The organism is Streptomyces sp. NPDC091682, assembly GCF_044756625.1.
In the GTDB taxonomy this organism is placed as follows: Bacteria; Actinomycetota; Actinomycetes; order Streptomycetales; family Streptomycetaceae; genus Streptomyces.
The window spans coordinates 771,939-784,648 of the sequence record NZ_JBIVTH010000001.1; the positions used below are offsets into that span (position 1 = coordinate 771,939).

The 12,710-nt window shown below is 74.2% G+C and carries 9 protein-coding genes and 1 pseudogene; 6 read left to right on the forward strand and 4 right to left on the reverse strand.

Annotated features, from left to right (window positions below; all coding sequences use genetic code 11):
- Positions 1 to 74 precede the first annotated feature (74 nt).
- Positions 75 to 866 (reverse strand): aspartate/glutamate racemase family protein, encoded by a 792-nt coding sequence (locus ACIQK6_RS03740; protein WP_329105294.1) that lies wholly within the window; start codon positions 864 to 866, stop codon positions 75 to 77.
- A gap of 348 nt (positions 867 to 1,214) precedes the next feature.
- On the opposite strand from ACIQK6_RS03740, the gene ACIQK6_RS03745 reads away from it, so the two are divergent.
- The 5 genes from ACIQK6_RS03745 (at position 1,215) to ACIQK6_RS03765 (ending at position 7,481) form a co-directional block, all read left to right on the forward strand.
- Complete coding sequence (locus tag ACIQK6_RS03745) at positions 1,215 to 2,393, forward strand: glycosyltransferase (RefSeq protein WP_329105292.1); 1,179 nt, start codon at positions 1,215 to 1,217, stop codon at positions 2,391 to 2,393.
- A gap of 246 nt (positions 2,394 to 2,639) precedes the next feature.
- Positions 2,640 to 3,149, forward strand: coding sequence for a DUF6643 family protein (locus ACIQK6_RS03750; protein WP_329105290.1), 510 nt, complete (start codon positions 2,640 to 2,642; stop codon positions 3,147 to 3,149).
- A 46-nt stretch (positions 3,150 to 3,195) separates the two neighbouring features.
- The gene (locus ACIQK6_RS03755) at positions 3,196 to 4,023 is read left to right on the forward strand and encodes an MOSC N-terminal beta barrel domain-containing protein (RefSeq protein WP_329105288.1); all 828 of its coding nucleotides are present in this window, start codon (positions 3,196 to 3,198) and stop codon (positions 4,021 to 4,023) included.
- 207 nt (positions 4,024 to 4,230) lie between these two features.
- Positions 4,231 to 4,860, forward strand: coding sequence for a hypothetical protein (locus ACIQK6_RS03760; RefSeq protein ID WP_329105286.1), 630 nt, complete (start codon positions 4,231 to 4,233; stop codon positions 4,858 to 4,860).
- A 146-nt stretch (positions 4,861 to 5,006) separates the two neighbouring features.
- Positions 5,007 to 7,481, forward strand: coding sequence for a right-handed parallel beta-helix repeat-containing protein (locus ACIQK6_RS03765; protein WP_329105284.1), 2,475 nt, complete (start codon positions 5,007 to 5,009; stop codon positions 7,479 to 7,481).
- Here the strand turns inward: ACIQK6_RS03765 and ACIQK6_RS03770 are convergent.
- Positions 7,414 to 9,808 (reverse strand): annotated as a pseudogene (locus tag ACIQK6_RS03770) (hypothetical protein). The gene ACIQK6_RS03765 and the pseudogene ACIQK6_RS03770 sit on opposite strands and share 68 nt — an antisense overlap.
- 231 nt (positions 9,809 to 10,039) lie before the next feature.
- Here ACIQK6_RS03770 and ACIQK6_RS03775 point away from each other — a divergent pair.
- Positions 10,040 to 10,528: an SRPBCC family protein gene (locus ACIQK6_RS03775; RefSeq protein ID WP_402694225.1), complete on the forward strand. Its 489-nt coding sequence runs from the start codon at positions 10,040 to 10,042 to the stop codon at positions 10,526 to 10,528.
- On the opposite strand, the gene ACIQK6_RS03780 is transcribed toward ACIQK6_RS03775, so the two are convergent.
- Positions 10,522 to 11,055 carry a hypothetical protein gene (locus ACIQK6_RS03780; RefSeq protein ID WP_402694226.1) on the reverse strand — a complete coding sequence of 178 codons (534 nt, stop codon included), beginning with the start codon at positions 11,053 to 11,055 and terminating at the stop codon, positions 10,522 to 10,524. The two genes, ACIQK6_RS03775 and ACIQK6_RS03780, sit on opposite strands and share 7 nt — an antisense overlap.
- A 321-nt stretch (positions 11,056 to 11,376) precedes the next feature.
- Entirely contained in the window at positions 11,377 to 12,531 is a 1,155-nt protein-coding gene (locus ACIQK6_RS03785) for a PLP-dependent cysteine synthase family protein (RefSeq protein WP_329105280.1), read from the reverse strand.
- Positions 12,532 to 12,710 lie beyond the last annotated feature (179 nt).

The following is a 12,710-nucleotide window of genomic DNA, read 5'->3' on the forward strand; positions in this document are numbered from 1 at the left end:
GGTTCGCATGCAAGACGATTCGTCTCGCCAGGAGTGATCACTCGATGAGCCGGGCCGCCGGGCGGCCGACTCCGTCAGCCGACGGGCGCGCCCTGGCCCGCGAGCAGCCTGCCTTCGGGGTACGCGAGCGCGGCGGCGGGCAGGGTCCCCTCGCGCCCGCTGCGCAGCACGGTCAGTGCGCCCGTGCGCGGCAGGTCGGGCTCAGGTCGCAGCCCGAGGCGGCGCAGCGCCTGGACCGCGACCGGCTCGGCGGAGCCGTGGTAGACCAGCTCCGCCCCCCGGGTCCGCGCGGCGAGCGCGGCCCGGATGGCGCCCTCGACCAGCTCGTAGTGCGTGCAGCCGAGCACGACGTCGGTCACATCGACCGGGGTCAGCGCGGCGGCCGCGGCGACGGCGGCCGCTACGGCGGCCTCGTCGGCCTTTTCCACCGCGTCGGCGAGCCCCGGGCAGGGCACCTCGGTGACCCGGGCCCCGGCGGCGAAGTCGCGGATGAGCCCGCGCTGATAGGTGCTGCCGGTGGTGGCGGGGGTGGCCCAGATCGCCACCCGGCCGCCGGCGGCAGCGGCGGGCTTGATCGCCGGAACGGTCCCGATGACCGGGATGGCCGGCTCCAGTTCCGCCCGGAGGGTGTCCAGGGCGTGCACGCTCGCCGTGTTGCAGGCGACGATCAGCGCGTCCGGGCGGTGCTCGGCGGCGGCCCGGGCAACGGCGAGTGCCCGCCCGGTGAGGTCGGCGGGGGTGCGCGGACCCCACGGCATGCCGTCGGGGTCGGAGGACACGACGACGTCCGCGTCCGGCCGCAGCCGCCGTACCGCCGCGGCCGCTGCGAGGAGGCCGATTCCGGAGTCCATGAGCGCGATCTTCACCCGGCCACCTTAGTCGACCCCCGCCCCGCCGGGGCCCTGCACCCGCACACGACGGGCCCCCAACCCACGGACCACCACCCCCCACCGGAGCCCGGCACACCAACCCGCACCCGGGGCGCGGGATGCGCACCGGCCCGGCCGGAGCCCGGCGCACAGCCCCAACGAAGCCGTCACGACGGGGCCGAGAGCCCCCGCACCCGACCGGGGAACACCCGACCCCCACCACGATGCCGCCGCACCGGGACGCGCACCACCCCGGCCGGAGGCCACCGCACCCCCGCCGGGAGGCCGCCGCACCCGGGGGGCCGGGTGCGGGACAGGCTCGCCGGGGCCCGGCACACTGCCGACATGGGCCTCCTCACCGCCGCCTGCGCGGCCTACGCCTCCCTCGCCGCCTGGCTCTGGCTCACCCTCGCCCGGGGCATGTTCTGGCGGACCGACGTCCGCCTCCCCCCGCGCACCGCCCCCGCCCGCTGGCCGTCCGTCGCCATCGTCGTCCCGGCCCGGGACGAGGCCGAGGTACTGCCGCGGAGCCTGGCCTCGCTGATCGCCCAGGACTATCCCGGCGAAGCCGAGGTGGTCCTCGTCGACGACGGCAGCACCGACGGCACGGGCGAACTCGCGCGCCGACTCGCCCGCGAGAACCCGGGGCTCCCCCTCACCGTCGCCGACCCCGGCGACCCCGCCCCCGGCTGGACGGGCAAGCTCTGGGCGCTCCGGCACGGCATCGGGATCGCCCGCACCGCGCACGCCACCGAGCCCGATTTCCTCCTGCTCACCGACGCCGACATCGCGCACGAACCCGACAGCCTGCGCGAATTGGTCGCCGCCGCCACCTCCGCGGACCTCGACCTCGTCTCCCAGATGGCCCGCCTGCGCGTGGTCGACCCGTGGGAACGCCTCGTCGTACCGGCCTTCGTGTACTTCTTCGCCCAGCTCTACCCCTTCCGCCGGATCAACCGGCCCTCCGCCCGGACGGCGGCGGCCGCCGGCGGCTGCGTACTGCTGCGCACCACGACCGCCGTGCGGGCCGGCATCCCCGACTCCATCCGCCAGGCGGTCATCGACGACGTGTCCCTCGCCCGCGCGGTCCACCGCTCCGGCGGTCGGATCTGGCTGGGACTCGCGGAGCGGGTGGACAGCGTGCGCCCGTACCCCGCACTGGCGGACCTGTGGCGGATGGTCTCGCGCAGCGCCTACGCCCAACTGCGCCACCAGCCCCTCCTGCTGGCCGGGACGGTGGCCGGGCTGGTGCTCGTCTACCTCGTGCCCCCGGCCGCCCTGCTGACGGGCCTCGCGGCCGGGCGTCCGGCCATCGCGTGGGCGGGCGGCCTGGCGTGGCTGCTGATGGCCGGCACCTACGTGCCGATGCTCCGGTACTACCGCCAGCCGGCCGCACTCGCTCCGCTGCTTCCGTTCACCGCGCTGCTGTACCTCCTGATGACCGTGGACTCGGCCGTGCAGCACTACCGGGGCCGCGGGGCGTCCTGGAAGGGTCGGACCTATGCCCGCCCCAGTGACGCCTGAAACGGCGAACTGCCGCCCGAAGCGCAGTCATCCGAGGTCACCGCATTGTGACGCTACGTCAGCACGAAGTCGGTGCAACACCCAACCGGTGAGTACGAGTACCAACAAGATGGGGCGGAAGTGGCGAATCGTGCACGTGAACGTCAAGTGAAAGGTGAGGCTCTGACCTGCGAATATGCAGGTCAGGGCGGGGTTGACGACACCTCGCTATGGACCCGGTGAAGTCGTGGGCTTAACTTAGGTCCCATGACCTCCCCCCGCTCCACTTATGGCGGCGGTTACTACTCCGCGCCCTCCTTCCCGGACACCCCCATCTACGACTCCCTCGTCGCCGAACGCGGCACTCCGCAGATCGCCCCGATCCGCGTCCCGGCCGCCTACGAGTCCCCGAGTGCCGGATACTCGAGCGGCGGGTATCTGCCGGCTCTCGCGTCATCGATGCCCGCGTTGCCGCCGGCCCAGCCCCAGCAACAACAGACCTCGGGGTACGGATACCCGTACCAGCAGCAGTCGGCTCCGCAGCCGATGCCGCTGCAGCAGGCGCCCGCCCCGTACATCCCGCAGCAGCAGCCGATGGCGGCCCGCGGCGGATTCGTGCAGCAGCCCCAGCCGCAGCAGCCCCGCCCGGTCGCCATGGCCACCGGGTACGAGGCGATGCGCCCGGCCGCGCCGCGCCCGATGCAGGTGCCCGCACCGGTGCCGGCCGCCTCGTACGAGGACCCGTACGGCCGCCCGTACCAGGGGCGCGGCTACTGACGGGGCTCTGGGGCGCGGGCGGCAAAAGGGCTGACAGGATGCCCCCATGTCGAACTTGCACGTGCAGGCGCTCCACGTCCATCCCGTCAAATCGGTAGCGGGGACCGCTCCCGACGAGGTGGTCGTGGAGCCCTGGGGTCTGTCCGGGGACCGGCGTTGGGCACTGATCGATCCCGAGGGCACGGTCATCACCCAGCGTCGCCATCCCCGCCTCGCCCTGGCCGCGGCCCGTCCCGCGGGCGGCGGCGGGATCGCCGTGACGGCGCCGGGCATAGCGCAGGAGCTGTTCGTGGAAGTGCCCGAGCCGGGTCCGCTGGAACCGGTGGTGTTGTTCGGGAAGAAGGTCGAGACCGTGGCCGCGGCGACCACCGCGGCCGACTGGTTCAGCACGTACCTCGGGGAGCCGGTACGGCTGGTGCACATGGATGATCCGGCAGTACGTCGTCCGGTGGATCCGGACTACGCCCTGCCGGGCGAGATGGTGAGCTTGGCCGACGGCTATCCGCTGCTGATCACCACGCTCGCCTCGCTCGACGCGCTCAACTCGCTGATCGCCCAGGGGGACCATCCCGAGGAAGGCCCCCTTCCGATGAATCGTTTCCGCCCCAATGTGGTGGTTTCGGGGGCCGAGGCGTGGGCGGAGGACGACTGGCTCCACATCGCGATCGGCGATGCCGTCTTCCGCGGGGTGCGCGAATGCGGCCGGTGCGTCGTCACCACCACCGACCAGGAGACGGCCGAGCGGGGCAAGGAGCCCCTGAAAACTTTGGCCAAGCACCGGCGGATCGGTCGGTCGCTCGCGTTCGGGCGGCAATTGGTACCGATTCGACTGGGTACGGTGCGCGTCGGTGACGAGGTCCGGGTCCTCGCGTGACGCGTCCGACACCCTCCCGGAACAGGTGAGGCAGGTGGGACGATTGGGGCAGGTGGGTGGTCGCGGACCGGCGACCGGCCGCCCGGATTGACACCTTCGAGGGGCTCGGCGCCCGGGCTGGAACCAACTGGCACGACCAAGCCGTTGGATCAGTCAGGACAGAGGCGCAGACAGGCGGAGACTGGCACAAGTTGGGGGAGCCGGACCGTGCGGACAGCATTGGGTGTGTGGCGTTGGCGGCGCAATCCGCTGCGGCGGCCGACCGACCTCTTCGAGGCGTGGGTGGCGTTCGCCGCGCTGGTGTGCGTCCTGGTGGTGGCCCCGGCCATCGGCTGGGTTGCGGGCCTGCGGGTGGACGGTACCCTTCAGCAGGCCGCGCACCAGCAGCGGCAGGAGCGCCATCTCGTCCCGGCGGTGGTCCTGCGGCCCGCCCCGGAGTCGGCGGTGGCTGCGGGTGCCTCCGCGAACGCCTCGGCCGACGCGTCGACACAGCGGACGGCCCCGCACCGTACGCAGATCGTGGCCGCGTGGACCGCGCCGGACGGCAGCAGCCACCAGGGCACGGTGCCGGCCGCGGAGGAACCGCCGCGTCCCGGCGAGCGGTTCCGGATCTGGACCGACGCGCGCGGCCGGCTGGTGGGGCAGCCGCTCGACCCGTCCGCGGCCGTGTTCCACGCGGGGATGGCGGGGCTGGCCGCCGCGATCTGCGTGGCCACCCTGGTGGAGACGGTCCGGCGGCTGGTCGTACGAAGGCTCATGCATCAGCGGTACATACGTCTGGACCGGGCCTGGGCGGCGGCAGGGCCGGACTGGGGCCGAGCGGGCGCGGGCAGCTGACCTGGCCGCTCATCGGCTCCGCGCGCGCTACGGTGGAGCGGCCGGATCGGTCGCTCCAGTAACTTCGGTGGCTGCGGTGACTTCAGACTTCCGTGGCATCGGTCGTATCGGCAGCGCGAGCACGAGGGTGGGGGCACGACAGCACCATGGTTCAGGGCACGGTCCAGGTAACACACGGCGGGACTTCGCGGTGGCGGCGCCGCTCCGGTGAGTATCCGACGCTGACCGCTGCGCTCGCCGTAGCGGGCGACGGGGACGTGCTGACGATCGCCCCCGGCACCTACCGCGAGAACCTGGTGCTGGACCATGCCGTCACCCTGCGCGGGCCCGAGGGCGCGGCGGGGTCGGTGCGGATCGCCCCGCTCGACGGGGTCGCACTGACCCTGCGCGCCTCGGCCGCGGTCCAGGACCTTTATCTGGAGGGCCAGGACCGGGCGGCGCCCGCACTGCTGGTGGAGGACGGCTGTCCCGAGCTCACCGACCTGCGGGTGAGCACCCACTCCGCCGCCGGCATCGAGGTACGCGGCTCGGGAGCCCGCCCCCTGGTGCGACGGTGCACCGTGGAGAATCCGGCCGGCGTCGGCATCGCCGTACTGGAAGGTGGCGGCGGGGTGTTCGAGGAGTGCGAGGTCGTGGCCGCCGGACAGACCGGCGTCTCGGTGCGCGGCGGCGGCCGGCCCCGGCTGGAGCGGTGCCGGATCCACCACGCCACGGGCGCGGGCATCGGCATCACGGGCGAGGGCTCGGGGCTGGAAGCTCTGGGCTGCGAGGTGTACGAGATCAAGGGCGCCGGGGTGCAGATCGCCGCGCGCGCCACGGCCCGGCTCACCGACTGCTCGGTGCACCGCACCTCCGCCGACGGGGTCACGCTCGACACCGACGCGGTGCTCACCCTGGCCGGCTGCGACATCCACGACATCCCGGAGAACGCGGTCGATCTGCGGTCCCGTTCGATGCTCACCCTCAGCCGCACCACCGTGCGCCGGTTCGGCCGCAACGGCCTGTCCGTGTGGGACCCGGGCACCCGGGTGGACGCCGAGTCCTGCGAGATCCACGACAGTACGGGTGACTATCCGGCGGTGTGGATCAGTGACGGGGCCACGGTCTCCCTCGACTCCTGCCGGGTGCACGACGTACCGGACGCGCTGTTCGTGCTGGACCGCGGGTCGCGGGTCGACGTGGTCGACAGCGATCTGTCCCAGGTGCGCAACACCGCCGTCTCCGTGAGCGACGGGGCCACCGCGCAGCTCGACGACTGCCGGATCCGCGAGGCGGCGACCGGGGCCTGGTTCCGCGACCACGGCAGCAGCGGCACGCTCGCCGGCTGCACCATCGACGCCGTGCAGACCGGTGTGATCGTCACCAAGGGCGCCGACCCCACCCTGGAGCGGTGCACGGTCACCTCCCCCGCCGAGGCCGGTTTCTACGTGTCGGCGGGCGGCCGGGGCACCTTCACGGCCTGCCGGGTGACGAGCAGTTCCGGCTTCGGCTTCCACGTCATGGACGGCTGCCGCACCACGCTGACGCGCTGCCACACCGAGCGCTGTGCCCGCGGGGGCTACGAGTTCGCCGAGGACGGGCCGACCGTCGAGGAGTGCACCGGCGACGGGTCCGGCGCTGGTCCCGCCGCCCGGTCCGCCCCCGGGGGCACGACCGCCGGTGCGCGGGCGGGCGTCCGTACGGCCAGCGGGACGCAGGGCCCCGCGGCGCGGCCGGCGCAGGCACCCCCGCCTTCCGTACCGCGGCCCGCGGACGGGGCGCAGGCCGGGCCGGCCGCCGCCCCGCGGGAGTCCGGCGAGATGCTGGGCCGGCTCGACGCTCTGGTGGGCCTGGACAGCGTCAAACGCGAGGTGCGGGCACTCACCGACATGATCGAGGTCGGCCGCCGGCGGCAGCAGGCGGGCTTGAAGGCCGCCTCGGTGCGCCGGCACCTGGTCTTCACCGGCTCCCCCGGCACCGGCAAGACCACGGTCGCCCGGCTGTACGGGGAGATCCTCGCCTCGCTCGGGGTGCTGGAGCGCGGGCACCTGGTCGAGGTGTCCCGGGTGGACCTGGTCGGCGAGCACATCGGCTCCACGGCGATCCGTACGCAGGAGGCCTTCGACCGGGCGCGCGGCGGGGTGCTGTTCATCGACGAGGCGTACGCGCTGGCGCCGGAGGACTCGGGCCGGGACTTCGGGCGCGAGGCGATCGACACGCTGGTGAAGCTGATGGAGGACCACCGGGACGCGGTGGTCGTGATCGTCGCCGGGTACACGGCGGAGATGGAGCGGTTCCTGACGGTGAATCCGGGGGTGGCCTCGCGGTTCTCCCGGACCATCACCTTCGGCGACTACGGTCCCGGGGAACTGCTGCGGATCGTGGAGCAGCAGGCGGAGGAGCACGAGTACCGGCTCGGGGACGGTACGTCGCAGGCCTTGCTGACGTACTTCACGGAGCTGCCCAAGGGCCCGGCCTTCGGCAACGGCCGCACGGCCCGCCAGACCTTCGAGTCGATGGTGGAACGGCACGCGGGCCGGGTGGCCCAGCTCGCGGAGCCCAGTACGGACGAGCTCACCCTGCTGTTCCCGGCGGATCTGCCGGCGCTACCGGCGCTGCCGGTCCAGCCCGCTCCTTGCTGAGCACGTCCGCGATCCGCTGACCCGGTAGCTCGGCCCGTGCGGCAGTGTCCAAGCGGGCGAGCAGGGCGTCGCGTTCGGCAGCGAAGGCCGGGTCGGCCTGGTAGTCGGAGTGGCCCAGGATCGGGGCGGGCAGCGGATGGCGGGCAGTGCGCCCGTAGGCGAGCGGGTCGGCGAGCGGGCCGCGGTCCACGTCGGGCTCCGCGCCGGGCAGCGCCGGCCCGCCGATGGGGTCGCTGGCCCGCCAGAGGTTGCGCCAGCAGTCGACCTCGCGGTGCAGGGCGGTGAGCGGCCCCGGGCCGAAGTAGGCGGGGAACCAGCGGCCGTAGAGGCGGCCGAGCGGGGACCCGTAGGTGAGCAGGGCGACCCGGCGGCGGGCGGGCGGCGGTAGTTGCCAGACGGCCGCGGCAGCGAGCACGCTGCCCTGCGAGTGGCCGGAGATGACCAGGTGGCCGCCGGTGCGGCCGGTCCAACCGGCCATCCGCCAGGTCAGGTCGGGGACGGCCCGCTCGGCGTAGCAGGGCGGTGCGAAGGGGTGCGCGGCGCGCGGCCAGAAGGTGCCGACGTCCCACAGGATCCCTATGGTCCGGCGGGCGGCGGGGTCCCGGTAGGCGCGGCGGCCCCAGGCGATGAAGGCGGCGATGCCGAGGCCGATGAGCCAGGACCCGGCGTCCTGGGCGGCGCGGGCGGCGGTTTCCAGCAGCGGCACGGTCCCGCGCGCCGCCTCGCCCGGGACCTTTCCGCTGGACCAGGCTCCGGCCAGCGCGCCCGCGCCGAGCACCAGGGTGATGCCCGAGACGGCCGCCACGAACCAGGGTGCGGAGTCGGTGAGCGCGGCCGCGGTCCGCGCCCCGGCGATCCTGCGACTGCGGTCGAGGTCCGGTGTCTCCCCCGGGTACTCGGCGGCCACGGCGGCGGCGAGCCGGCCCCGCGCCCGGGCTCCGGTGACCGCGAACCAGCCCGCGAGCAGCGCCAGTACGAGGAGCAGCGGCGGCAGTTCGGCGGCCTGCCAGGACAGCAGCACGGGCGGCCCGGGCAGCGGGGCGCCGGGCGTCCCGGGCGTGGCGCCCCCGTCCAGCCAGTCGGCGACCCGCTGGGCGACCCCGCCGGACATCACCCCGCCGAGCGCGCAGCCGAGCATGGCGACGGCGGGCCCGCCGAGGCCGTACAGGGCCGTCGCCGGGTCGGGGGCCCTGCGGTAGAGGTGGCGGGCGACGGCGGCGAGGGCGAGCACGCAGAGGCCCTGACCCAGCATGAGCACGCCGAAGGTGAGGTCCCCGGGGAGCCGGCCGGTGGCGTTCCAGTCGGGGCGCGACCAGCAGGCGTGCGCGAGTACGGCGGCGAGCAGGACCAGGGCGGCGCCGGGCAGCAGGGTGACGGCGGCCCGGTCGAGCCGGTGGTCGGGCCGGGCCTCGGTACGGCCGCGCCGGCACACGACCGAGGCCACGGCGACGGCACCGGCGGCGAGCAGGACCTGGGTGAGCGTGCCGAGGGCCGCGAGGACGGGGGCGCCGGCCCGGCGGTCGTGACGGGCGGTGGGCACGGAGACGGCCACCGCCACGGTGAGCAGCCCGGCGGCGGTGTGTGCGGCGCGCAGCCGGGCCACGAGGCGGCGGCCGTACCAGAATCCGGGGCGCCCGAGCGCGGGCTCGGGGTCCGAGGCGGTGTCCGGGGCGGCGGCGCCGGCGGGCGGGGGCTGGGACTCGTAGGCGCTCCAGGTGCGGTTCGACAGGTACCAGAGCAGCCCGGTCAACGCGGCGGGGACCAGGGCCCCGAGGGCGAGGCGCCGCCCGGGCTGGGCCCACCAGCCGCCTCCGGGCGCGAGGAAGCCCAGCCAGGAGCGGAACCGGGCGCCGGCGCAGGTCCCGGAGCCCGCGCACTGCCAGGCGAGGAGGTCGAGCGCGACCTCGCAGGCGGCGGCGATGAGCAGCACGGTCAGGCTGAGGGCGAGGATCCGCACGAGGACCCCGTACGTGCGCACGGCGCGGGGTCGGCGGCGGGGGTGGCCGGCCGGGCCCAGTGGGCGAGGTTGGCCACCATGAAGGGCAGGAGCAGCAGCCACAGGGCGCGGGCGCCGTTGCCGGACGTGAGCCGGGACCAGCAGTAGGCCTCGGGGACGGGCCGCCCGGCGTACCGCTCGGGGTGGGCCTCGGCGTCGGCGTCCTCGGTGCGGCGGAAGACTGCGGCGGTGGAGCCCGGACGGTGCGCGGGTCGCCGAGCAGCTCGCCGGGGGCGGCGCCGGCGACTCCGTGGACCAGGAGTTCGAGGGCGAGGGGGGTGTCGGGCGGGGTGTGGGGCGGGGAGGTGTCGGGCTGGGGGCGGTCGGGCACAGCGGCCTCCGCTCGCGGGGCGGGATCGGCGCGGCTCCAGCATCCCGCGCGACACGGCCACTGCACAGGTCCCGCGCGGGGATCGGCGGAGATCGGACGAGGTCGGTCAGGGGCGGGCGGGGGCGGACGCGCTCGCTCAGGATCGGTCGTGATCGCTACGGACTTCTCACGGCTACGGGGCTATGGTGGCGCGCACGCCCGTCCAGAACCTCATCCCAGGGGGTACCGCCCATGGCTCGCCGACTCCGACCGGTGGGGCTCGACTTCCTCGACGACGCGCCGGTCCGGCTGGTCTTCGCCACCACCACCGTGGCGCCCCCCGAGGCCGTGTACCAGGCGCTCGCCGAGGAAGTGGAGGGCTGGGCCGACTGGTTCGGGGCGGTGACCCTGGCCCGCCCCACCCACGGCGGCGCGGGCCGCGAGATCAAGCTGACGGGCGGGGTGCGCTTCCACGAGACCGTCATGGCCGCGGATCCCGAACGGCGGTACGCGTACCGGGTCGACACCACCAACGTCCCCGGGGTTCGGGCCCTGTTGGAGGAGTGGCGGCTGACCCCGACCGGTACCGGCACGCACGTCCGCTGGACCTTCGCGGCGGACGGGCCCGCCCCGTTCCGCTTCGGCCTGGCCGTCGCCCGCCCGGGCCTGGGCCACTCCTTCCGCACGGCGGTCCGCAGCTTGGACCGGCGGCTCGGCGCCCGGCGCGGGGCGGGTCAGTAGCCGGGGGCGGCCGTCGTGCCGGACACGCGGTGCACCTCGGCGAGTTCTCCGCAGCCGCCCGCACTCCAGACGGCCCTGCGGAACTCCTGCAGGGTCATCGCCGGCCCGTCGGCGCGGTGGACCACCGTGCAGCGCGCGCAGCACCACCCCCGGGACCAGACCTCCTCGGCGGCGTCCCGGCCAGCCGCGATCCGCGCCCGGAACGCCCGCTGGGTCCGTACGGAGGTGGCGATCAGCAGGATCGCCCCCAGCAGGGCGAACGCCGAGATCCAGCCCAGGAGCAGGAGTTCGGCCCCGGGCCCGTCCGCGAACCACTTGCCGGCCAGCGAGCCGACGAGGAACGTGGCGATCGACACCGGGACCAGCAGCACTCCGAGCGCGGTCCGCCCGGCGGTCGCCGGACGGGGCGGGACCAGGGCCAGCGCTTCGGCCAGCCGCGGGACGACCTCGAGGCCGCTGACGCTCCGGTCACCACCGCCGGCCTCCTCCCTGAACCGGCTCTGCCCACCGAGGCGGACGGCGGGCACGGCTCGGACCTCGTCGGAGCGATGGCAGCTAAGACACTCCAGATGCGATGCCCGGGGCTCGGACCGCGGTCGGTCGGGCACCGAGGGATGCTCCCCGGCCCGCGGCCGGTCGCCGGCACCGACCTGGGCCCGTGCGCGCGCGTCCCGTTCCGGTCTGTTGTACTCGATGCCCGCCATGTTTCCCCCCGGCCGCCCGATTTGAGTCCGCCGAGCGTAGCCAGGCAACCCCATTGCCACCAGGGCGTTTTCGTCACGGCATCGTCACGGCGGCGCCACGCGAACAACACCCGGGCGAGCGGGGCAGCGCAGCCCGCGGGACCGTCAGGCGGACGGTTCGCGCCAGACCCCGGTCGTCAGCAGCGTGTCGATGGTCTTCGTGTAGGGGGCGATGTCGAGCCCCTGCGCCACCAGCCACTCGTCGGAGTAGTACTTGTCCAGGTAGCGGTCGCCCGGGTCGCACAGCAGAGTGACGACGCTACCCGTGCGACCCTCCGCCACCATCTCCGAGATGATCTTCAGGGCGCTCCACACGCCGGTGCCGGTCGAGCCGCCCGCCTTGCGCCCTATGGCCGTCTCCAGCGCGCGGCAGGCGGCGACGCTCGCCGCGTCCGGGACCTTCATCATCCGGTCGATGGCCCCGGGCACGAAGCTCGGCTCCATCCGCGGCCGGCCGATGCCCTCGATGCGCGAGCCGCAATCGCTGCTCGCGTCCGGGTCGTTGTTGGTCCAGCCGTCGAAGAAACAGGAGTTCTCCGGGTCGGGCACGCAGACGCGGGTGTCGTGCTGCATGTAGTGCACGTAGCGCGCGATGGTCGCCGAGGTACCGCCGGTGCCGGCGGTCGCCACGATCCAGGCGGGCTCGGGGTACCGCTCCAAGCGCAGCTGCTGGTACATCGATTCGGCGATGTTGTTGTTGCCGCGCCAGTCGGTGGCCCGCTCCGCGTACGTGAACTGGTCCATGTAGTGCCCGCCCGTTCGGGCGGCGAGCTCGGCCGACTCCTCGTACATCTTCATCGGGTCGTCCACGAAGTGGCACGCGCCGCCGTGGAATTCGATGAGGCGGCACTTCTCCGGGCTGGTCGTGCGCGGCATGACGGCGATGAAGGGGACGCCGATCAGCTTGGCGAAGTACGCCTCGGAGACGGCGGTGGAGCCGGAGGAGGCCTCGATGACCGGCCGGCCGGGGCGGATCCAGCCGTTGCAGAGCGCGTAGAGGAACAGCGAGCGCGCGAGGCGGTGCTTGAGGGAGCCCGTCGGGTGCGTGGACTCGTCCTTGAGGTAGAGGTCGATGCCCCACGCCTCGGGGAGCGGGAAGCGCAGCAGGTGGGTGTCGGCGGAGCGGTTGGCGTCGGCCTGGACCTTGCGGACGGCCTCCTTCAGCCAGGCCCGGTAGTCCGCGTCGCTGCGATCGACGTCGACGGTCGTGGCAGTCGTACCGGTGGTACCGGTGGTTCTGGTGGTGCCGGTGGTGCTCATGTGCCGCGCTCCTTCATGGGTGAACTTCTCTCCCCTCTTCGCAATGTACCCCTCCCACCTGCACAAACGTTCGCTTTGGGGATCCATGAGAATCCCTTTCGATCGCGCTCGGTTGCACTGCGCGGCACGGTGGGTGACCCTGGTGGAGCATCACCGAGGGTGCCGCACCCGTAACACTC

Excerpts from the sequence above, each read along its gene's own strand:
- ACIQK6_RS03750 (WP_329105290.1), top strand. The coding sequence starts at position 2,640 with ATGACCTCCCCCCGCTCCACTTATGGCGGCGGTTACTACTCCGCGCCC.
- ACIQK6_RS03765 (WP_329105284.1), top strand. The coding sequence starts at position 5,007 with ATGGTTCAGGGCACGGTCCAGGTAACACACGGCGGGACTTCGCGGTGG.
- ACIQK6_RS03745 (WP_329105292.1), top strand. The coding sequence starts at position 1,215 with ATGGGCCTCCTCACCGCCGCCTGCGCGGCCTACGCCTCCCTCGCCGCC.
- ACIQK6_RS03755 (WP_329105288.1), top strand. The coding sequence starts at position 3,196 with ATGTCGAACTTGCACGTGCAGGCGCTCCACGTCCATCCCGTCAAATCG.
- ACIQK6_RS03775 (WP_402694225.1), top strand. The coding sequence starts at position 10,040 with ATGGCTCGCCGACTCCGACCGGTGGGGCTCGACTTCCTCGACGACGCG.
- ACIQK6_RS03785 (WP_329105280.1), bottom strand. The coding sequence starts at position 12,531 with ATGAGCACCACCGGCACCACCAGAACCACCGGTACCACCGGTACGACT.